Raw genomic sequence first — 20,255 nt, 5'->3', positions numbered from 1 at the left:
AGCCGGTCCTAGCCGCCGTGTTTCAGCCGGCGGGCCAGGGGACTTCCACTTCTACCTCGGCGTCGTAGTCGACACCCTCGACGTCGAAGCCGTAGAGCTTGCGGATTTCGGTGAAGAACCAGGTGGTGTCGGCTACTTGGGTGAGGTTTTCCTGGGTGGCGGATTGCCAGGCGGTGTGGACTTCGGACTGGGCTTCGGGGGTTAGTTCCCAGCGGTCGAGGCGGATGCGGTTGTCGTCGTCGAGGTCGTAGGGGGCGGCGCCGGTGAGTTGGGTCCAGAGGTTGATGGACTGCTCGATGGGGGTCTGCATGGTGTCGCCGAGGGTTTTGTGCAGGAGGCTGGTGTAGAGGCCGATGCCGGGGATCGCGGAGGAGGCTTGGGTGACGGCGGCGCCGTTGACCGAGGTGTAGGCGCTGAGGCCGTCCTTGGCCAGGGTGAGGGCGGTTTGCTCGAGGTCGGCCTTGGCGGTGCCGATGGAGCCTTGGCGGTAAATGGCGCTGGTGATGTCGGAGCCGATGTAGGTGAGGGCCACAGTGTTGAAGCCCTCGTTCAGCAAGCCGCGGTCCTGGAGGGCGGTGATCCAGCGGGCCCAGTCTTCGCCGCCCATCACCTTGACGGTCTGGGCGAGGTCGTCGTCCGTCGCCGGGTCGACGGTGACCTCGGTCAGTTGCGGTTCGGTGCCGTCGTACGCGAGGGACTTGGTCGTGTACGGCGCTCCGATCGTCTTCAGGGCGGATTGGTACGTCTCGCCGGTGCGCGGGTCGGTTCGGCGTGGGGCGGCGACGCTGTAGATCAGGTGGTCGATGCCGCCGAAGCGTTCGGCGATCAGGTCGAGCACCTCGGTCTTGGTGGTGTCGGCGAAGGCGTCGGCGTTCACGAAGGTGAAGTCCCGCCCAAGCTCAGCAGCCAACCGAGCGGTCTCGGCTGTCCGGTACCAGCCGGCCGACGCCGTCCGGCGGGCGGTCGCGTCCTTCTCGAAGGCGATCCCGACGCCGTCGATCCCGAACTGCGCGAGCCCGGCGATCGTGGTCGCCAGCCCGTATCCCGCGCTGGAACCGATCACCAACGCGACCCGGCGCTCCGCCGTACGGGGCTCGACAGCAGCGGCGAGATCTCTCACCACCTGAACACATCCCGCCGGATGTGAGTCCAGGAACAGGAAACCTCGGCCGACTGGCTTGACCACGCGCTCACTCATGCCAGGACCCTAACCCGCCGACCGAAGCTACCGGCCAGGAGTTCCAGAAGAGTGCCGAAAGAACGCGTGCTCAGTTCCAGTACAGTTCCGCGTCGTCCGGCTCGACGGTGACGTCGGCGCCGAGGCGACGGAGGTTGCCGGCGAAGTCGGTGTAGCCGCGATGTACGTGGTGCGCGGCGGAGACCAGGGTCTCGCCCTCGGCGGCCAGACCGGCCAGGACGAGGGCGGCGCCGGCGCGGATGTCGGAGGCGACGACGGGGGCTCCGGAGAGCCGCGGGACGCCGCGGACGACCGCGTGGTGACCGTCGGTCTGGATCTGGGCGCCGAGGCGCGTGAGCTCCTGGGCGAACGTGAAGCGGCCTTCGAACAGGTTCTCGGTGACCATCGCGGCGCCGTCACTCAGTGCGTTCAGCGCGATCACGAAGGCCTGCAGGTCAGTCGCGAAGCCGGGGTACGGCAGCGTGACCACATCGACCGGCTTCGGCCGCTCGTTCATCCGGACCCGGAAACCGGGGTTCAGCACCTCGATCTCGGCCCCGGCCTTGTGCAGCTTGTCCAGCGGCAACTCGAGGTGCTCGGCGTGACCATTCGTGATCGTCACATCACCACGAGTGATGGCAGCCGCGAATGCCCAGCTGCCGCTGACGATCCGGTCCGGTACGACGACGTGCTCGACCGGCTTGAGCAGTCCGCTGACACCGGTGATCTCGATCCGCGGTGAGCCGGCACCGTCGATCTGGGCGCCCATGGAGACCAGCAGCGCCGCGATGTCCTGGATCTCGGGCTCACGGGCGGCGTTCTCGATCACCGTCGTGCCGCGGGCCAGAACAGCGGCCATCATGATCGTCTCGGTCGCCCCGACGCTCGGGAAGTCCAGCCAGACCTCAGCGCCGTGCAGCCCCTGCGGAGCCTCGGCGATCACGAAGCCGTGCTCGATGTGCACCTTCGCGCCCATCGCCTCCAGGCCGGCCACGTGCATGTTCAGACCGCGGGAGCCGATGTTGTCCCCACCGGGCAGGGCGACCTCGGCGCGGCCGCAGCGGCCCAGCAGCGGTCCCAGCACCGAGATGGAGGCCCGGAGCTTGCGCACCAGGTCGTAGTCGCACTGGTAGCCGATCTCCCCCGGTACGGCGATCGTCGCGAGTCCGGCCTCCGCATCCACGGTGACCGAGCAGCCCAGGGTGTCCAGCAGTTGCGCCATGAAGGTGACGTCCAGGATGCCGGGCACCTGCCGCAGCGTCGTCGTCCCCTCCGCCAGCAGCGCCGCCGCCATCAGCTTGAGGACGCTGTTCTTCGCCCCAGCCACCTCCACAGCTCCCTCGAGCCGTGCCTCACCCGCGATCCGAAACCGTTCCACTGGTCGACTGTAGCGTTTAGACGGAGCGACCTTTGCGTAGAGTCCCTGCCATGGCTGTGAACTTGACGCGGATCTACACCCGCACCGGTGACGCAGGCGAGACCCGCCTGGGCGACAACTCGACCACTTCGAAGACGGACCCGCGACTGGCGGCGTACGGCGACGTGGACGAAGCGAACTCGGCGATCGGGGTCGCCATCGCGGCCGGGCACCTGAACAGCACCCTGGTGTTGCTGCTGACCAGGATCCAGAACGACCTGTTCGACGTCGGTGCGGACCTGTGCAACCCGATCACGCCGAACCCGGCCTACGAGCCCCTGCGGATCACCCAGGAGTACATCGACCGCCTCGAAGGCTGGTGCGACGAGTACAACGCGCGCCTCACCAAGCTGCGCTCGTTCATCCTCCCCGGCGGTGCCGTCGGCGCCGCCCACCTGAACGTCGCCCGGACGGTAGTCCGGCGGGCCGAGCGCACCGCGTGGGCCGCCGTCGAAGCGCACGGCCCGGCCGTGAACCTGCTGGCCATCACCTACCTGAACCGGCTGTCCGACCTGCTCTTCATCCTGGGCCGCGTCGCCAACCTGTCCTCCGGCGGCGACGTCCTCTGGGTGCCCGGCGGCGAGCGGACCTCTTAAGACAGCTGCCAGTTGAGCGGCATCCGGAGCAGTCCGGCCGGTGGGAGACCCAGCGCGGTATAGAGCCCACTGGTCAGGCCGTCCAGCGTCAGCGGCTGCGCTGTGACGGCCAGGTCGTCCGTAGTGGTCGGTGCCCGGAGCTGGTCGAGCAGATTGCGGTGCGGAACGGTGGCGAGCTGGATGTTGTCGCGGTCGAGCCCAGCGCGGTCGCATGCCAGTGTCAGCGCGTGCTGGAAGCCACCGAGCTCGTCAACCAGCTTCCGCTCGAAGGCGTCCGCACCGGTCCACACCCGACCACGCGCAAGCGCCTCAAGCTTCTCCTCCGGCAGCCCGCGGTCCAGCGCGGCCTTGGCGACGAAGTCCTGGTAGATCCGGTCGAGAGTCTCCTCCAGCCGATCCCACTGGTCGTCGCTGAACTCCTCCTGAGCGGAGAACATCCGCGCGTTCTCTCCCTCGGACACCGCCTGCTGCGAGATCCCGATCCGCGCGAGTGCATCCCGTACGACGCCCTTGCCGGTCAGCACGCCGATCGACCCGGTGATTGTGCCGGGCTGCGCGACAATCACATCGGCCGGCATTGCGACGAAGTACCCGCCTGATGCGGCCACGCTGCCCATCGACGCGATCACTGGCTTCCCGGTGGACCGCAGGCGCAGAACCTCGTTGCGGATCGCGTCAGAAGCGACGTACGAGCCGCCTGGGCTGTCCACTCGCAGTACGACGGCTTTGACCTTGTCGTCGTCCGCAACCGCGCGCAGTGCCGCGCCAACTGTGTCTGAACCGGACCCCGGCCCGCCGAGCGGGCTGTTCGCGTTCCGGCCGACCGTGATGCCGCCAGAGACTCGCACGACTGCAACGACTGGCTTCGGCGGCCACGGGAGTCGCCGCTGCAGCTCATCCAGGTTCCGCGGCCCACGCCGTACGTAGCGCTCTGCCAGCAGCCTGGTGGTCTCACCGAGCGTCTTCTCCAGCTCGTCGTACACATCCGACCGGTAGCCGAGTCGATCGACCAGTCCGGCATCCAGAGCGGCCTGTGCAGGTAGCGGCGCGCTGTCGACCAACTCACGCACCCGCTCCGGCGACAGCCGACGCCGTACGGCGATTCCGTCAACGATCTGCTCGTACGCCGACTCTGCCAGCCGCGAGGCCATCTCGCGCGCCGGACCGGTCATCTGCTTCTCGGTGAACGTGTCGGCGGCGGTCTTGTACTCACGCCGCTTCCCGAACTGCGGAATCACCCCGGCCTTGTCCAGCGCCCCACGAATGAAGACCGCCTGCATGGTGACACCGGTGATCCCGAGCTCACCCGACGGCTGCACCCAAACCTCGTCGAACGCGGTAGCGAGGTAGTAGGGCACTGTCCCGCCACCGGCCTCACCGAACGACTCGGTCCACGCGACCGCAGGCTTCCCCGACTCGCGGTAGTCCGCCAGTGCGTCCCGCAGGTCCTGCACCTGGGACAGCGACAACCGCGCGCCGCCCAGATGCGCGACCAGACCGGCCACGGACTCGTCCCGTGCCGCCTTGCGCAGCGCTGCGACCAGCTCACGCAGTGTCGGCAGGTGCCGCGCGCGGAACGCGGCCACCGGCGAGGCGGGCGGCGTCTCGAGCACACCCCGAGTCAGATCCAACTCCAGTAGAAGGCCCATACCTCGACCCTAGACCGCCCTGACAAGCCAACGCAGACAAACCCGACCTGGTGGCTCGTGGCCCCTCAACCGCGAGCCACCAGGAGTTCGGACTACTTCACCTCGTACGCCCGAGTGATCGTCTGGTCGACGCGGTTACCGGCTGCGTCCCGCGCCTGAGCCCGGAGCGTGACGAAACCGGACGGCTGGTCGAGCGACGCCTTCCATCCACTAGCACCAGTGCGTCGTACCGGCACCGTCTGCCAGGTCTTGCCGTCGTCGAAGGACGCCGACAGTTGCAGGTCCACGATCGGCCGGACCGGTGCCTTGAACGCCGTCTGCACAGTCACCGGGAACTCGAAGCGCCCTTGTGGCGCACGGTTCCGCTCGTCCAGCTGTGGTGAGTAGCGCACGTTCAGCAGCGGCAGAGCGGTGTCTACACCATCCGGAGTCCGCTTGGACCGGAAGGTCCACTGTGAGGAGATCTCCGGGGACAGCTTGGTCCAATTGCCCGCCCGCTTGGTCACCTTGGTCAGCTGGTACGTCGCCTCGTCCGGCGGGACCGCGAAGGTCTGGATCCCGAGTGAATCGGACGCACCGATCTCCTGACCGTTGCGGATCAGCGTGGTGCGCTCGGACTTGAGCGGCGCGTCGCCCAACCGGTTGGGGACACCATCTGCGAACGACGGCACGTAGATGCCCAGACTGTCGCCGTCCCGGGCGACCACGGCAGGGCGTCTCGACCGGGGTTACCGATCCGCGGATCCGGCAGGCTGGGTCCGAAGACACCACGCTGCCAGTCGACCCGCGTCGTACGGCCGGCCGGGTAGGCCTGCGGTGCGGAGTCGACCAGGGTCAGGTACTCGTAGTTGCCCTCCGGCGTGTGCTGGTAGACCTCGTTGCTGAAGGACCACTGCACGTTCTTCGTCGAGTAGTACTCGTCCCTGCGGAACGGCAGGTTCATCCCGATCGCCGGGGTGAAGACGAACGCCGGTACCCAGTGACCACTCGGGTCCCGCTGCGGCAGAGTCGGGAAGGTGTAGTTGTTGAGGCGGTAGCCGGGCTCTCCGGCGTACGACGCGTCCACGTGCGCGTAGTCACGCGGATCGGTGATGACGGAAGGGTTGGCCGGGATCTGGCCTGGCCAGACTGCGGAGTCGTGGTAGAAGTACGGGCTGTCGAGGTACAGGTCTCCACCGGGGTCCTGTCCGTCTGCCATGCCGGCCCAGGCGACATGGGCGTAGGCCGTGTACTTGTACGGCGCGACAGTCCGGTTCGGGACGACGTACATGGTGGGGACGAAGTTCGCCGTACCGGCATTGTCGACGCCGACGCCGCCGATGTAGTTCCCGTCGCCGACGGTCCGGGCAACGCCGATTCCGGTGGCTGCGGCGGTCGCGTCGGTGACCGGCTGCCGGACCGCGAGCTTGCGGGCCTGGCGGCCGTCGAGGGTGATCGGGCCGGATGCACCGACGACCAGGTTGGGCTCGGTGAAGTAGGTGACCTCGCTGAATCCGGCACCGTTGTCGTTCACGGTCGCGGTGTACCCGTCGACGATGTAGTGGCCGGACGGGAGCTTCACCGACTCCCCCGCCGCGACGGAGTACATCGTTAGCCGGTCCACGTCGATCAGGTAGGTGCTGGAGACGTGCTTGTCGTCGTTGACCGCCGGTGCGCCGTTCCGGTCGAGCATCTGCACCTTGTGGTCGTAGGTGGTGATCTCCTTGCCCACACCGACGTTGGTGCGGACCGTCTGACCGTTGCCGGTGGCAACCAGCCAGGCGCCGTACGCACTCTCGGCCTCGGGCCCGGAGGTCTCCGCGGTGACGTCGACCGTCGCACTGCCGTGTGCCGGGACCTCAAGCGCGGCGCTGCTCAGTTTGAACAGCTTGGCGCCGTTGAGCTTGAGTGACAGGCGCACTGGCTCCGCACTGTTGTTGAAGTAGGTCACCGGCTTGGTAACTGGCTTGTCGTCGTTGTGCGGCGCGAGCTGCAGTCCCAGGTTCAGACTGCTCGGCGTGGCCAGCACCGGCTGCTTGAGCGCCGCTGCGACGTCTACCCGTCCTGCACCCTGGGTGTAGATGCTCTGGTCGCGCAGACCGAGTGACGAGCCCATGAGGGCCGACTTCAGCTGGGGCGCCTTCCAGTCCGGGTGCGCCTGTGCCAGCAGAGCAGCGGCACCAGCAACGTGCGGTGCGGCCATCGAGGTGCCCGAGAGTTCAGCGTACGACGCATTGATCGCTACCGGATCGAGTGGCGTGTTCGCAGCCCGCGCAGCGACGATGCGACTGCCCGGTGCCGAGATGTCGGGCTTGACGGCCAGGTCCCCGACTCGCGGTCCCTGGCTGGAGAAATCGCTGTGTCCATCGGACTTGGTCACCGATGCGACTGCCAGTGCGGCGTCTGCGGCGGCTGGTTCGGACACTGTCGACGCAGCGCCGAAGTTGCCGGCGGAGACGACGAACAGGGTGCCGGTGTCAGCAGACAGCTTGTTGAGCGTTTCGGACAGGATGTCCGTGCCGTCCGACGGGCCGCCGCCGATGCTCATGTTGACGACCCGTGCACCGGAGTTCGCGGCCCACTCCATGCCGGCGATGATGGCGGAGGTTTCGCAGCTGCGGCCGCCACAGATCTTGCCGATCATCAGGTCCGCGTCCGGTGCGACCCCGCGGTACTTGCCGGCCGAGGCAGCACCGGTACCCGCCACAGTCGAAGCGGTGTGCGTACCGTGCCCCACGATGTCGAGCACGTCCTTGTCGTCATCGCTGGTGAAGCCCTTGGTCGCGATGACTCGGCCCTTGAAGTCCGGGTGGGTGGCGTCGTACCCGCTGTCGAGTACGGCGACCTTGACGCCCTTGCCGGTGAGTCCGGCCTGCCACGCGACCGGTGCGCCGATCTGCGCGGCACTGCGGTCCAGGTTCGGCGTCACACCGCCGTCCAGCATGACCTTCTTGACCGTGCCGGCCAGTCCGGTACGGCGCCTGGCCTGTGGGCTGTTCAGCCAGCTCCACCACAGGTCTGTGGCCTGAGTGCGTGTCTGGCCGATCGCTACGGCGTCGATGATCGGCAGATCCCGCTTGACCTCGGTGCCTTCCGGCAGTGCGCTCCGGACTGCGCGAGCGGTACCACTGGCGGCGTACTGCACGAGTAGTGGGAGCTTCGGTGCGGACTTGTCGTCCAGACCGAGTTCACCGAGCAGTGCGACGTCGAACAGCCTCGGGTCGACCACACCGGAGTTCACCAGCGGCATGGCGTCCAGCGGTACCACCAACTGCTTCTTGCCAAAGGCAAGCTTGTGGAAAGCCATCCGGTCGCGGCCGGGACCGGGCCGGACGTCGATGGGGACGACACCGGCGTTGGTCCGCCGGGCGATCACCTTGTCGCCGGTCACCAGCGTGAAGCTCAGCGAGTTGTCGGCCGCCAGAGGCTCAGCGCCGGCAGCATGCGGGACGGTCGAAGCCAGTACGACGAGTGACACGGCTACTGCGGTTGCGACAACTTTTCGGGGGCGGAATGTGGGCATAGGTCACCTCATTGGGAGGAGGGCAGGGCACAGCGCGGTGACGGCTCGGAGTGAGCCGCCACCGTTTCTGGGGAGAGGTCAGCGAATGGCGGTGGAGGGCGGGGTGGGGCGCTCGTCGGTCCAGCCGGACTCGAGGACGATGTCGGCGCCGCGCTTCATACCGAAGGTCTCCGAGGCGAGCAGCCGGCCGTGCACCGGGTCGATGATGTAGTCCACCCGGCCCTCGCTGAACAGTGTGGGCTGCGCACTGGGCTCGGCACCCGGCTTGACCCGCCCGAAGTCGGTGATCAGCGAGATCCGCGTCCCGGTGCGGCCGAGCGGGTCCTTGACGTTCTGCTGGATCGTCACACCCGGGATCATCGACAGCACCCGCAGTGCGGCGCCGCGCAGCTTCGGCGGTGAGGGCGCCTCGAAGAGCAGCCGCCCGGCCGCGGTGTACACGCCGTAGTCCCGAAGCTCTTCGCTGGCAGCAGAGGCCTGCCGGGCGAGTACCGCGCGCAGCTTCACCGGATCGGTAGGCAGGGCAGCGATCTGCTCTGCCGTCAGCGGCTTGTCGCCGGACAGGTAGTAGCCGGGCGGCACGTCCTCGAAGGACATCTGGTTGACCACCGGCCTGGTCGGAGCGGCAGTGATCGGGTCCGCCAGCTCACTCTGGACCCAGGACGTAGGTGAACCCTGCGCGCGCCACTTGGCCTCGTCGCCGGGGGTCGCCGGCTTGTAGCCAAGTTCCACCCAGCCGAACCAGGAGCGGACTCCCGGCTTCATCGGCATCCAGCGCTCGGTGATGCTCTGCCGCTTCAGCGTGTACTTCGGATTGCCGACGCGCGTGCCGGTGTCGACATGCAGCGTGCGGACCAGGAAGTACTTGCCGGACACCTTCTCGTCGGCCTCCTGCTTCACCGCGGCCGCGATCAGCACCTCGCTCGCGCTGGCCAGCCGAGGCGGTGTCAACGTAGCGGGTGCGACACCGACGTCGCCGCCGGAGCCAGGTCCCTGCAGCAGCGGTACGCCCAGAGCCACCACTGTCACCACAGCAGTAGTCGCGGTGACGACACCACCGATCCAGCCGACCCGTGCCAGCGTGGATCGGCCGCGGTGCTTCTCCTCGTGGATGAGTGACTGCAGCTGCCGGCGTGCGGCGGCCGATGCCTCCGGGCTGGGCCCGTCATTCTCGGGGAACGCCTTGCGGATCGACTCGAGCTCGTTCATCAGGAGTCAGCTCCTGTCGGATCGGTGTGGCCAAGAGATTCGCGGATGATGCGCCGGGCCCGGGACAACCGCGAGCAGACCGTGCCGTACGCGATTCCGAGTGCGGCGGCGACTTCGTCGTACGTGAGCTCGCCGAGGGCGACCAGCAACAGCACCTCGCGGTCCCTGGCGGAGACCTTGGCCAGTGCGGCAGCCAGCTCGCGGCTGACGCCCTCTGCGGTCACCTGTGCTGTCACTCGGTCCTCGTGACCACTAGTCGGCTCCGGGAGCGGGAGCTTGCTGGTCGCTCTCCAGGCCCGCACCTCGTTGCGCCGGTGCCGCCGGATCAGATTGGTCGCGATGCCGTAGAGCCAGGCCCGCACGACTCCGTTGCGGCTGTTGAACCGCTCCCGCTGCCGAAACGCGATCAGGAACGTCTCCGCGGCCAGATCGTCGGCCAGATCGCTGCCGAGCCGTCTGGCGACGTACGAGTGCACCTGCCCGAAGTACTGGTCGAAGATGTGCGTGAACCGGTCAGGCTCCCGCACTGACGCCTCCAACACTCGACTGTCCTCGTCTGCCGAGCTGGGCGCAGTGTGCACCCTGCCCGCAGTACTCACCCGGCCCGGAAGGGCGATGGCCGCCAAGGCCCCGTCGGGCGTCATCGGACTCCTCACGTCTGCTGGGTCGCCGCCGATCGGCTCGCCCTGTTCTTGCCCGATGTCCCCAGACCCCTTCTCGTGACCCCCGTCACACCTGCGTCAGCACAACGAGTGCCGGCGGGTAGACGCGCAGCCAGGGCCACCGGAGGACATCCGGCCGCAGAAAGTCAGCGAGTGAACAGTGCGGCGATGAGCTCGGCAGGGTCTCGCGACGCGGGCCAGTCACTCACCTGCCCATCCCCCAGCTCCACAACGCGCCACGCGCCGTCCACACGCCTCGTGAGGTCCACTGTCACGAACGGCAGCGCCAGGTCCGCTACCAGCGGCTCGACCTCCACCAGGTCCACCCCGGCCGGTACGTCGTCTGGTGTGTCCGGATGCGGAGTCACCAGCACGCAGCGCCCGCCGACCCACCACGTCCGCGCTTCCACACCGGTGAACTGCTCAAAGCGCCGTACGACGAACCCTCCGGCAAACGAGTCCTCCCGCAGCTCCAGGAACCGCCGTGCGACCCGCTCAACCGCGGCTGCATCCGCAACGTCCGGGATGTAGGCCGCCTCATCCCAGTAGTGCTTCATCGACTTCACGTAGTCCCGCAGCACAGCAGGACCCTCACCGAGCTCCCCCACCGCAGTAACCAATGCGGCAACGTTATCCCCCACGGTCCACACCGACTCAGGCGTCACCTCAAGCAGAGCGTCGTACCAGCCCGGCAACTCGTGCGCCGCCCGATAGCTGTCCGCACCGGTCCGCAGCGCCACCCCACGCTCCTCGAGCGCGCCCGCAAACCCGTCGTACTGCACAGTCGTCATCATCCAGCCGCGGTACACCACGTCCTCCCCCGCGGGCACCCCGTCCACAGTGAGCGCGTCATGGTCGATCCGCGCGACCGGCACTCCCAGCTCGCGCGCAGCCACCGCCTGCGCCGCGAAATGCGGATCCACCCGCCGCATGTTCAAGGGGTCCCCAGGCACCAGCAACATGCCCCTCATCCTCCCTGAATCACCCGCGTCGTGCGGGCCGTCAGGCGTGGCTCAGAGGTAGGTCTGGGTGCTGGGGGGTGCGGATTCCATCCAGGCGAGGACGCCGGTGAGGGCTTCTTCGGTCATCGCGAAGTGGACGGTGCGATCGCGGAGCTCGGCGTCGACGATGACGTGGCCGGCGTACGTGACGAGGGGCTCGTTGCCCATCGGGCGGCGGGTCTTGATGCCTTCGAGCTGGCGGCGGTTGACGGTCAGCTTGGGCCACCAGGCGAGGCTGAAGACGCGGAACCACTGCAGGTCGTCACCGACGTAGCGGGCCAGGCCGAGGGCCCAGCCGCGGCCGTGGTCCTTCTCGGCCAGTTGGAGGCTGCAATCGAAGGTGCCGCCGTCCCTGGTCAACCAGCGACGACGGCACGCGAAAGCGATGATCAGCAGTACGGCGGCAGCCAGACAGACCCCGACGACATCGAGGACTGTTCTCATACCCTGCCGACCCCATTTCCGGTGCCCACTTGATCCCGGCACCGCCGGAGAACCCGTACTGTCAGTGACGTTGTTCGATTATGGCAGGTGGGGTGAAGCCGTGATCGGCCCCACCCCACCCACGGTCGTTCAGGATGCTGTTTCGGCGGCCCGGACCCGGGCCTCGGCGGCGCGGACCTCGTCCGCGTCGGCCTCACCGGCGGTACCGGTCGCGAGCGCCTGCTCGAGCTCGCGCCGGGCGTCCTCCAGGTCGATGTCGTGACCCAGCTCGGCGTTCTCGGCCAGGATCGACACCCGGTCGTTCGCCACCGAGATGAACCCGTCCGGAGCGGCCGCGACGAGGAACTCCCCGTCGACGGTCCGCACCTGGACGGTGCCGCCCTGCAGCAGACCCAGCAGCGGGGCATGGCCGGGGAGGATACCGACGTCACCGTCGGTGGTGCGGGCGATCACGATCGTCGCCTGCCCCTCCCAGACCACCCGCTCGGCCGCGACCAGCGCGACCTCGAGGTGCTTGCTGCTTTCCTCAGCCATTACAGCTCCTTCTGGAGCTCAGCCCAACGCCGCTCGACGTCGTCGAGCGAACCGACGTTGAAGAAGGCCTGCTCGGCGATGTGGTCGCACTCGCCGTCCGCGATCTTCTTGAACGACTCGATGGTGTCCTTCAGCGGCACCGTCGAACCCGGCGTGTTGGTGAACTTCTCCGCCATGTAGGTGTTCTGCGAGAGGAACTGCTCGATCCGGCGCGCGCGGGCGACGGTGATCTTGTCCTCTTCGGAGAGCTCGTCGACACCGAGGATGGCGATGATGTCCTGCAGTTCCTTGTTCTTCTGCAGGATCTGCTTCACCCGGACGGCCACGTCGTAGTGCTCCTGGCCGATGTACTGCGGGTCGAGGATCCGCGACGTGGAGGTCAGCGGGTCGACGGCCGGGTACAGACCACGCGACGCGATCACTCGCGACAGCTCGGTGGTCGCGTCCAGGTGCGCGAACGTGGTGGCCGGCGCCGGGTCGGTGTAGTCGTCGGCGGGCACGTAGATCGCCTGCATCGAGGTGATCGAGTGACCGCGCGTCGAGGTGATCCGCTCCTGCAGAACGCCCATCTCGTCGGCCAGGTTCGGCTGGTAACCCACGGCGCTGGGCATCCGGCCGAGCAGCGTGGAGACCTCGGAACCGGCCTGGGTGAACCGGAAGATGTTGTCGATGAAGAGCAGTACGTCCTGCTCCTTCACGTCGCGGAAGTACTCCGCCATCGTGAGGGCCGACAGCGCGACGCGAAGACGCGTGCCCGGCGGCTCGTCCATCTGGCCGAAGACGAGCGCGGTGTCCTTGAACACGCCCGCGTCTTCCATCTCGTGGATCAGGTCGTTGCCCTCACGGGTGCGCTCACCGACCCCGGCGAACACCGAGGTGCCACCGAAGTTGTGGGCGATCCGGTAGATCATCTCCTGGATCATGACGGTCTTGCCGACACCCGCACCGCCGAACAGGCCGATCTTGCCACCCTGCACGTACGGCGTGAGCAGGTCGAGCACCTTGATGCCGGTCTCGAGCATCTCGGTCTTGGACTCGAGCTGGTCGAAGGCCGGCGCCTTGCGGTGGATCGGCCAGCGCTCGGTGACCTCGAACTCGGACTCGTCCTGGTTCAGGCACTTGCCGGTCACCGACCACACGCGGCCCTTGGTGACGTCGCCGACCGGGACGGAGATCGCGGCGCCGGTGTCGCGCACCTGCGCGCCCCGGACCAGACCGTCGGTGGGCTTCATCGAGATCGCCCGGACGATGTTGTCGCCGACGTGCAGCGCAACCTCGAGGGTGATCGTCGTGGTGACCTCGGCCAAGGTGATGTCCACCTCGAGCGCGTTGTACATGTCCGGCATCGCGTCCGCGGGGAACTCGATGTCGACGACCGGGCCGATGACCCGGGCGACGCGGCCCACGGCACCCGCCGTACCGCTGTTGTCCTTCTCGGTAACCGTCGCTGTCATCTCTCTCACTCGCTCCCGGCGTTGGCGTCAGCCAGCGCGTTGGCGCCACCGACGATCTCGCTGATTTCCTGGGTAATGGCCGACTGCCGCACCTGGTTGTACTCGCGGGTCAGTCGTTCGATCAGATCCTGTGCGTTGTCCGTCGCGGACTTCATCGCGCGCTGCCGGCTGGCCAGCTCGGAGGCCGCCGCCTGCAGCATGCAGTAGTGGATCCGGCTCGCGACGTACTTCGGCAGCAGCCCGTCGAGCACGTCCTCGGCGGACGGCTCGAACTCGTACAGCGGCAGCACGTCCTCGGCGGCCGGGGCCTCCTCGCCCTCGACGACCTCGAGCGGCAGCAGCCGGATGACATCCGGCTTCTGGGTCAGCATCGAGACGAACCGGGTGAAGACGATGTGGATCTCGTCCACGCCGCCTTCCTCGGTCGGGGTCAGGAAGGCCTCGATCAGGGCGTCGGCGACCTCCCGGGCCCGGGCGAACGTCGGCGCGTCGGACTCGCCGCTCCACGACTGCGAGATCTCCCGCTGCCGGAAGGTGTAGTACGCGATCCCCTTGCGGCCGGTGACGTACGGCACGATCTCTTTCTCGTCCTCGCGCAGCAGCTGGTTCAGCCGCTCACCCTCCCGGATGACCGAGGACGAGTAGGCGCCGGCCTGGCCGCGGTCCGAGGTGATCAACAGCACCGCGGCACGCTTCGGGTTCGGCTTCTCCGTGGTCAGCGGGTGGTCGACGTTCGAGAACGTCGCCACCGCCGACACGGCACGGGTGAGCTCACGCGCGTACGGACCGGCCGCCTGGGCGCGTTGCTGCGCCTTGACGATCCGGGACGCCGCGATGAGCTCCATCGCACGGGTGAGCTTCTTGATCGTCGAGACCGAGGCCCGCCGATCCTTCAGCTCGCGTTGGGTTGCCGGCATGGACGATCAGCCCCGCTTCTGCCGGACGATCTGCTCCTGCTCGACATCCTCTTCGGCCAGGGCCTCGCTCTCCTCGCGGCCCACGAGCAGCTGCCCGTCGGAGGTCTGGAAGGTCGGCTTGAACGCGTCCAGCGCGGCCACCACGGCCTGCTGGGCGTCGTCCTCGAAGAGGTTCGACTCGCGGATCCCGTCGAGCACCTTGCTGTCCCGCCGCAGGTACTCGAGGAACTCACGCTCGAAGCGCAGCACGTCGTTGACCGGTACGTCGTCGAACTTGCCGGTGGTACCGGCCCAGATCGAGACGACCTGGTCCTCGACCGCGTACGGCGAGTACTGCGGCTGGCGGAGCAGCTCGACCAGACGCTGTCCCCGGTCCAGCTGACGGCGCGAGGTGGCGTCGAGGTCGGAGGCGAACATCGCGAAGGCCTCCATCGCGCGGAACTGCGCGAGGTCGAGCTTCAGCGTGCCGGAGACCTTCTTCATCGCCTTCACCTGCGCGGCGCCGCCGACGCGGGACACCGAGATACCGACGTCGATGGCCGGGCGGATGTTGGCGTTGAACAGGTCCGACTGCAGGAAGATCTGGCCGTCGGTGATCGAGATGACGTTGGTCGGGATGAACGCCGAGACGTCGTTCGCCTTGGTCTCGATGACCGGCAGACCCGTCATCGAGCCGGCGCCGAGCTCGTCGCTCAGCTTCGCGCAGCGCTCCAGCAGACGGCTGTGCAGGTAGAAGACGTCACCCGGGTAGGCCTCACGGCCCGGCGGGCGGCGCAGCAGCAGCGACATCGAGCGGTAGGCCTCGGCCTGCTTGCTCAGGTCGTCGAACACGATCAGGACGTGCTTGCCCTGGTACATCCAGTGCTGGCCGATGGCCGAGCCGGTGTAGGGAGCGACGTACTTGTAGCCGGCCGGGTCGGACGCCGGGGAGGCGACGATGGTGGTGTACTCCATCGCGCCGGCCTCTTCGAGCGCGCCGCGCACGGAGGCGATCGTCGAGCCCTTCTGGCCGATGGCGACGTAGATGCAGCGAACCTGCTTCTTCGGGTCGCCGGACTCCCAGTTGGCCTTCTGGTTGATGATCGTGTCGACCGCGATCGCCGTCTTACCGGTCTTGCGGTCGCCGATGATCAGCTGACGCTGGCCGCGGCCGACGGGGATCATGCCGTCGATCGCCTTGATACCGGTCTGCAGCGGCTCGCGGACCTCCTGGCGGTCCATCACGCCGGCGGCCTGGAGCTCCAGGGCGCGGGTGCCGTCGATACCGTCGATCTCGCCGAGGCCGTCGATCGGCACGCCCAGCGGGTCGACGACGCGACCGAGGTAGCCGTCGCCGACGGGCACGGACAGGACCTGGCCGGTACGCCGGACCTGCTGGCCCTCCTCGATGCCGCCGAACTCACCGAGTACGGCCACACCGATGTCGCGGACATCGAGGTTCAGGGCGATGCCCTTGGTGCCGTCCTCGAACTCGAGCAGCTCGTTGGTCATCGCCGAGGGCAGGCCCTCGACGTGCGCGATGCCGTCACCGGCGTCGATGACAGTGCCGACCTCTTCGCGGGCCGCTTCGGCCGGCTGGTAGTCGGTGACGAACCGATCCAGGGCGTCCCGGATCTCCTCCGGCCTGATCGTGAGCTCAGCCATTTCGTGTTTCCTGCTTCCTTGACCCTTGCTGGCCTGTTGTGGCTCTAAAGGCTTAGCCGTCCCTTAGCGCCGCTGTCTGTCGTTAAGGGGCGTTCAGCCCGCGATGCGCCGTTGCGCCTCGTCGAGCCTGGCCGCGATGGTTGCGTCGATCACTTCGTCACCGATGTCCACCCGGACGCCGCCGATCACCTTGGGGTCGACGATCACGTTCAGCTGGATCTCCCGGCCGTACTGGCGTCCGAGCGCCGTGGCGAGCCGCGTCCGCTCCGCCTCGGACAGGTCGGTGGCGACCCGGACCGTGGCGATGCTGGCGCTGCGCCGGGCAGCGGCCGCGACCTGGTACGAGCGCAGCGAGGCAGCGAAGCTGCGGCCCCGGCCGTCGACGGCCCGCTCGGCCAGTCGCACCGTGACCTCGTCGGCCTTGCCCCGCAGCAGTCCGGCCAGCAGCTCCTGCCGGGCGGACACCGGGATGTTGCGGTCGCTGAGCTTGTCGCTCAGTCCCCGCTCGGCCGCGACGATCCGGTCCAGCCGGAACAGCTCGTCCTCGACGTCGTCCAGCTTGCGCCGGCCGTCCGCGTAGGCCACCTCGGCCTCGACGCTGAGCTGGTCCAGCGCGTTGCCGAGATCGCGGCCGCTGACCCAGCGGCCGGCCACGGCGGCGGTCAGGATCTCCTGCGCCTGGGCGGAGATCTTGCCACCGAACAACTGCTGGACGAGCGCGCTGCGCTGGTCCCGCGAACGGGCCGGGTCGGTCAGCGCGCGGCGCAACGCACCGGTGCTGTCCAGGAGCCGGGCCACCGAGAACAACTCGGCCCCCAGCCCCTCGGTGACGGCGGCACTCGCCAGGGCCTCCTGGGCCTTGGCGAGCGACTCGTTCGATGCGCCGCGCATCAGCCGTCCGTTCCGACGGCCGCGCGCGCCGACTCCGATGCCTCGAGCTCGGCCAGGAAGCGCTCGACGGTCCGGCGCTGCCGGGCCTCGTCCTCCAGCGACTCCCCGACGATGCGACCGGCCAGCGTGGTCGCCATCGTGCCGACCTCACCGCGCAGCGAGGCAACCGCCTGCGTCCGCTCGGCGTCGATCTGGGTGCGCGCGTGCGTGACGATCCGCTCGGCTTCGACGTTCGCCTGCTCGCGCATCTCCGCGATGATCTGCGCACCCTGCTCACGCGCGTCCTCGCGGATCTTCGCAGCCTCCGAGCGGGCCTCGGCCAACTGCGCGTTGTACTTCTCCAAAGCCGCCTTCGCCTCGGCCTGGGCCTGCTTGGCCTCGTTCATCCCGCCTTCGATCGCCGCGGTCCGATCGGCGTACGCCTTCTCGAACTTCGGAACGACGACCTTGGCGAAGGCGATGGCCAGCAGGATCAGGAAGACGAAGCCGAAGATGATCTCGGCAGTGTGCGGCAGCAGCGGGGACGGTTCCTCGCCTGCTGCTTCTGCCAGCGGTAGCACCAACGTCAACATGTCTGGATCCTGTCAGTCAGAGGAAGGTGGATCAGGGCTGGCGGAACACGAAGGCCAGGGCGATACCGATGATCGCCAGAACCTCGGTGACACCGAAGCCGATCCACGCGATCGACTGCAGCTTGTTCTGAGCCTCCGGCTGCCGCGCCGTGCCGTTGATGACAGCAGCGAAGATCAGGCCGACGCCGACGCCCGGGCCGATCGCCGCAAGGCCGTAACCGAGGACCGCGATGTTTCCGCCCAACTCGAGGGCCAGCTGAGAAACCATGGTTCCGGTGTTTCCTTTCAGTACGGATAGGGACTATCCGGGTTTCCGTTACTACGGGTCAGTGGGGGTGGTGCGGATCAGTGCTCGTCTGCGATGGCGCTACCGATGTACTGCGCGGTGAGAACCACGAAGATGTACGCCTGGATGCACTGGACGAACAACTCCAGCCCGGCGATCGCGATACCCATCAGGAAGGTGATGATGCCGACGCCGCCCAGCGCGAGGCTGCCGGACTCGAAGACCATGTACTCGCCACCGAGCACGAACACCAGCAGCAGGATGTGACCGGCGAACATGTTGGCGAACAGCCGCAGGCTCAGCGAGACCGGGCGGACCAGGATGTTCGAGATGAACTCGATCGGGATCATCAGCGGCATCAGCCAGGCCGGAACACCGGCGGGCATGGTCTGGTGCTTGAAGTAGCCCCAGAGGCCCTTCTTCTTGATCCCGACCGCGTTGTAGATGACCCAGCTCATGATCGCGGCCACGTACGCCCAGCCGATGTGGCTGAAGGTCGGGAACTGGATCAGCGGGACCGTCGCGGCCACGTTGTTCAGCAGGATGAAGAAGAACAGGCCGGTCAGATACGGCACGAACCTCATGTAGTCCTGGCTGCCGATCGCGTCGCGCGCGATCGAGTTGCGGACGAAGTTGTAGCCCAGCTCGCCGGCGAACTGCAGCTTGCTCGGCACCACAGCGGCCTTACGGGATGCGCCCCAGAAGAACCAGATGATGACCACGACACTCAGCGCGGCCACCAGGACAGGCTTGGTGAACCAGTCCACGCCGTGAATGATCGGCAGGGTGTCAAAGCTCTCGGGACCGGGCGGGGTGAACTCGGTCGGAACGCCGGCAGTCACCGGGTCTCCTCTCGCGTCGTGCTCAAGTCGGACGCCTTGTAGCAAAGGGCAGGGCGGCTCAGGGCATGGCGGTCAACAACGTCAGACCCGGTGCGGATCAGTCCTTCGACCCGTACCGGAAGTTCAGCAACAAGATGGTGAGCCCGGCACCGAGCACGATGCCCACCAGCACTAAGAACTGGGTGCCGAACAAGCGATCCAGCCCGAACCCGATGCCCCCGTAGACCAGGACACCGCCGATCAAGTAGGACAGGACCCGCCAGCCGTCGCCCGAATTGCGGGGTGATGGCTTCGGATCCCTGTGCTCGCTCATTGGCACCCGAAAGGTACCAGCCCGAAACACGCCGGGTCACATCGGCACCCGCGACCTCAATCACAGCCTCACAACTGTTACCGGGCGTGGTCATGGGTTCACCTCGTTGTCGAGGTCGTAGATCGGCACCCGCAGCCGCGACCAGGCCCACATCTCGCCGGCCATCCAGCCCAGCACCACCAGCATGGCAACGATGCCGAGCACGGTCAGATTCACGTGCGTGGCAAGGCTGTCCGAGCTGATCGCCAGCGCCAGCAGACCGCCGAAGATCGCGATCCGCCCAGTGTACGACGCCATCGCCATCGCGAGCTGCATCTGCGGGGACGCGTGCCGCGACAGGTGCAGCGCAAACAGTCCCAGACCGGAGAAGACGATCACCATCAGCAACCCCAGCAGCGCGCCCCACAAGCCTTTGAGGCCGGCGGCAACGGCCGAGACTGCTGCGGCGTTGAGGCCGACCACGAGCGCCGCGACCAATGCGCCGCGCAGCATCGCCAGCGCCGGGTGCCGAGTGACTTGGCCGGCGACTTTCGGGGTCCTGGCTGAGGAAGCCATCTGGTGGTTCCGTCCTGCGGGCGACCAGGTCTCGCGGCCAGGTCGTCGGGTGGGCGGGGTCAGGGGTGTCAAAGTTCTTTGCTGGTGCTTGTGAAAACTAGCACAAAGTCTGCACCGTCAGCAAAACGAGTCCCCTGCCGCTGTACAGGCACACCTTATCGGTAGCCCACACGCCCCAGTGGTCTGGTCCCCGCCCGGGCTCCGACGGCCGCCCGTCAAGGCCCCCGGCGTCCACGCCGAACTGCTGGATCCACTCCGAGGTCTGCGCCGTCTGCAGGTTCGTGCAAATTGGCCAACTGTACGGGTTGTAGGTGTTGTCTCACGCTCTGCATCCGGCAAGCTCCGAGGATCAACCGCTAACTGGGGAGAAAAACATGAATCTCGTGGCGCAACACTTCGAACACTCGGTACGTCAAGGTGCACAACAACTGTGGAAACAAGCAGTGCTACCGGGTCGAGCAGGACTGGACCGGCGATCAACTGGAGAGTGTTGCCGCGTACGCGACGGAGGAGGACAGCTACTCGACGACGTTCTTCGGGCAGGGTAAGCGGATCTACGGAGCCTCCTGCACGGGCTGATCCCCCGGCCG

21 protein-coding genes are annotated in these 20,255 nt (G+C 67.5%); 2 read left to right on the top strand and 19 right to left on the bottom strand.

Features of this window, described 5'->3' with window-relative positions; translation table 11 throughout:
* Positions 1-22: 22 nt before the first annotated feature.
* On the bottom strand, positions 23-1,198 hold the full coding sequence (gene fabV, locus ABD231_RS21610; RefSeq protein WP_344154757.1) for an enoyl-[acyl-carrier-protein] reductase FabV: 1,176 nt from the start codon (positions 1,196-1,198) through the stop codon (positions 23-25).
* Between the two features lie 70 nt (positions 1,199-1,268).
* Positions 1,269-2,555 (bottom strand): UDP-N-acetylglucosamine 1-carboxyvinyltransferase, encoded by a 1,287-nt coding sequence (gene murA, locus ABD231_RS21605; RefSeq protein WP_344154754.1) that lies wholly within the window; start codon positions 2,553-2,555, stop codon positions 1,269-1,271.
* A gap of 50 nt (positions 2,556-2,605) precedes the next feature.
* On the opposite strand from murA, the gene ABD231_RS21600 reads away from it, so the two are divergent.
* Complete coding sequence (locus ABD231_RS21600) at positions 2,606-3,190, top strand: cob(I)yrinic acid a,c-diamide adenosyltransferase (RefSeq protein ID WP_344154751.1); 585 nt, start codon at positions 2,606-2,608, stop codon at positions 3,188-3,190.
* On the opposite strand, the gene sppA is transcribed toward ABD231_RS21600, so the two are convergent.
* From sppA to ABD231_RS21515, 17 genes are all read right to left on the bottom strand, one after another.
* Positions 3,187-4,839: a signal peptide peptidase SppA gene (gene sppA / locus ABD231_RS21595; protein ID WP_344154748.1), complete on the bottom strand. Its 1,653-nt coding sequence runs from the start codon at positions 4,837-4,839 to the stop codon at positions 3,187-3,189. The two genes, ABD231_RS21600 and sppA, sit on opposite strands and share 4 nt — an antisense overlap.
* A 92-nt stretch (positions 4,840-4,931) precedes the next feature.
* Positions 4,932-5,477, bottom strand: coding sequence for a hypothetical protein (locus tag ABD231_RS21590; RefSeq protein ID WP_344154745.1), 546 nt, complete (start codon positions 5,475-5,477; stop codon positions 4,932-4,934).
* On the bottom strand, positions 5,438-8,341 hold the full coding sequence (locus tag ABD231_RS21585) for a S8 family serine peptidase (RefSeq protein WP_344154742.1): 2,904 nt from the start codon (positions 8,339-8,341) through the stop codon (positions 5,438-5,440). Before ABD231_RS21585 ends, ABD231_RS21590 begins: the two co-directional genes overlap by 40 nt.
* Before the next feature lie 78 nt (positions 8,342-8,419).
* Positions 8,420-9,550, bottom strand: coding sequence for a CU044_5270 family protein (locus tag ABD231_RS21580; protein WP_344154740.1), 1,131 nt, complete (start codon positions 9,548-9,550; stop codon positions 8,420-8,422).
* Positions 9,550-10,077: an RNA polymerase sigma factor gene (locus ABD231_RS21575; RefSeq protein ID WP_344154737.1), complete on the bottom strand. Its 528-nt coding sequence runs from the start codon at positions 10,075-10,077 to the stop codon at positions 9,550-9,552. The genes ABD231_RS21580 and ABD231_RS21575 overlap by 1 nt, the downstream gene beginning before the upstream one ends.
* 281 nt (positions 10,078-10,358) lie before the next feature.
* Positions 10,359-11,174 (bottom strand): ATP-grasp domain-containing protein, encoded by an 816-nt coding sequence (locus ABD231_RS21570; RefSeq protein WP_344154734.1) that lies wholly within the window; start codon positions 11,172-11,174, stop codon positions 10,359-10,361.
* A 51-nt stretch (positions 11,175-11,225) separates the two neighbouring features.
* On the bottom strand, positions 11,226-11,657 hold the full coding sequence (locus ABD231_RS21565; protein WP_344154731.1) for a DUF2550 domain-containing protein: 432 nt from the start codon (positions 11,655-11,657) through the stop codon (positions 11,226-11,228).
* 129 nt (positions 11,658-11,786) lie between these two features.
* Complete coding sequence (locus ABD231_RS21560; RefSeq protein ID WP_344154729.1) at positions 11,787-12,191, bottom strand: F0F1 ATP synthase subunit epsilon; 405 nt, start codon at positions 12,189-12,191, stop codon at positions 11,787-11,789.
* Positions 12,191-13,645 (bottom strand): F0F1 ATP synthase subunit beta, encoded by a 1,455-nt coding sequence (gene atpD, locus ABD231_RS21555; protein WP_344154726.1) that lies wholly within the window; start codon positions 13,643-13,645, stop codon positions 12,191-12,193. The genes ABD231_RS21560 and atpD overlap by 1 nt, the downstream gene beginning before the upstream one ends.
* A gap of 5 nt (positions 13,646-13,650) precedes the next feature.
* Positions 13,651-14,562 carry a F0F1 ATP synthase subunit gamma gene (locus tag ABD231_RS21550; RefSeq protein ID WP_344154723.1) on the bottom strand — a complete coding sequence of 304 codons (912 nt, stop codon included), beginning with the start codon at positions 14,560-14,562 and terminating at the stop codon, positions 13,651-13,653.
* Positions 14,563-14,568: 6 nt separating this feature from the next.
* Entirely contained in the window at positions 14,569-16,206 is a 1,638-nt protein-coding gene (gene atpA, locus ABD231_RS21545; RefSeq protein ID WP_344154720.1) for a F0F1 ATP synthase subunit alpha, read from the bottom strand.
* A 93-nt stretch (positions 16,207-16,299) separates the two neighbouring features.
* The gene (locus tag ABD231_RS21540; RefSeq protein WP_344154717.1) at positions 16,300-17,097 is read right to left on the bottom strand and encodes a F0F1 ATP synthase subunit delta; all 798 of its coding nucleotides are present in this window, start codon (positions 17,095-17,097) and stop codon (positions 16,300-16,302) included.
* Positions 17,097-17,669 (bottom strand): F0F1 ATP synthase subunit B, encoded by a 573-nt coding sequence (locus tag ABD231_RS21535; protein ID WP_344154714.1) that lies wholly within the window; start codon positions 17,667-17,669, stop codon positions 17,097-17,099. Before ABD231_RS21535 ends, ABD231_RS21540 begins: the two co-directional genes overlap by 1 nt.
* A gap of 31 nt (positions 17,670-17,700) precedes the next feature.
* Entirely contained in the window at positions 17,701-17,937 is a 237-nt protein-coding gene (gene atpE / locus ABD231_RS21530) for an ATP synthase F0 subunit C (RefSeq protein WP_344154711.1), read from the bottom strand.
* 77 nt (positions 17,938-18,014) lie between these two features.
* A complete protein-coding gene (atpB, locus tag ABD231_RS21525; protein WP_344154708.1) occupies positions 18,015-18,797 on the bottom strand; it encodes a F0F1 ATP synthase subunit A in 783 nt (260 codons plus the stop codon).
* Between the two features lie 97 nt (positions 18,798-18,894).
* Entirely contained in the window at positions 18,895-19,110 is a 216-nt protein-coding gene (locus tag ABD231_RS21520; protein WP_344154704.1) for an AtpZ/AtpI family protein, read from the bottom strand.
* A gap of 90 nt (positions 19,111-19,200) precedes the next feature.
* Positions 19,201-19,665 carry a Cg1360 family ATP-synthase-associated protein gene (locus tag ABD231_RS21515; protein WP_344154701.1) on the bottom strand — a complete coding sequence of 155 codons (465 nt, stop codon included), beginning with the start codon at positions 19,663-19,665 and terminating at the stop codon, positions 19,201-19,203.
* A 417-nt stretch (positions 19,666-20,082) separates the two neighbouring features.
* Between ABD231_RS21515 and ABD231_RS21510 the strand changes: the two genes are divergently transcribed.
* Entirely contained in the window at positions 20,083-20,244 is a 162-nt protein-coding gene (locus ABD231_RS21510) for a hypothetical protein (RefSeq protein WP_344154698.1), read from the top strand.
* Positions 20,245-20,255: the final 11 nt, after the last annotated feature.

The organism is Kribbella yunnanensis (genome assembly GCF_039529655.1).
Lineage (GTDB): Bacteria > Actinomycetota > Actinomycetes > Propionibacteriales > Kribbellaceae > Kribbella > Kribbella yunnanensis.
This window is presented reverse-complemented; position numbering and strand designations above follow the sequence as displayed.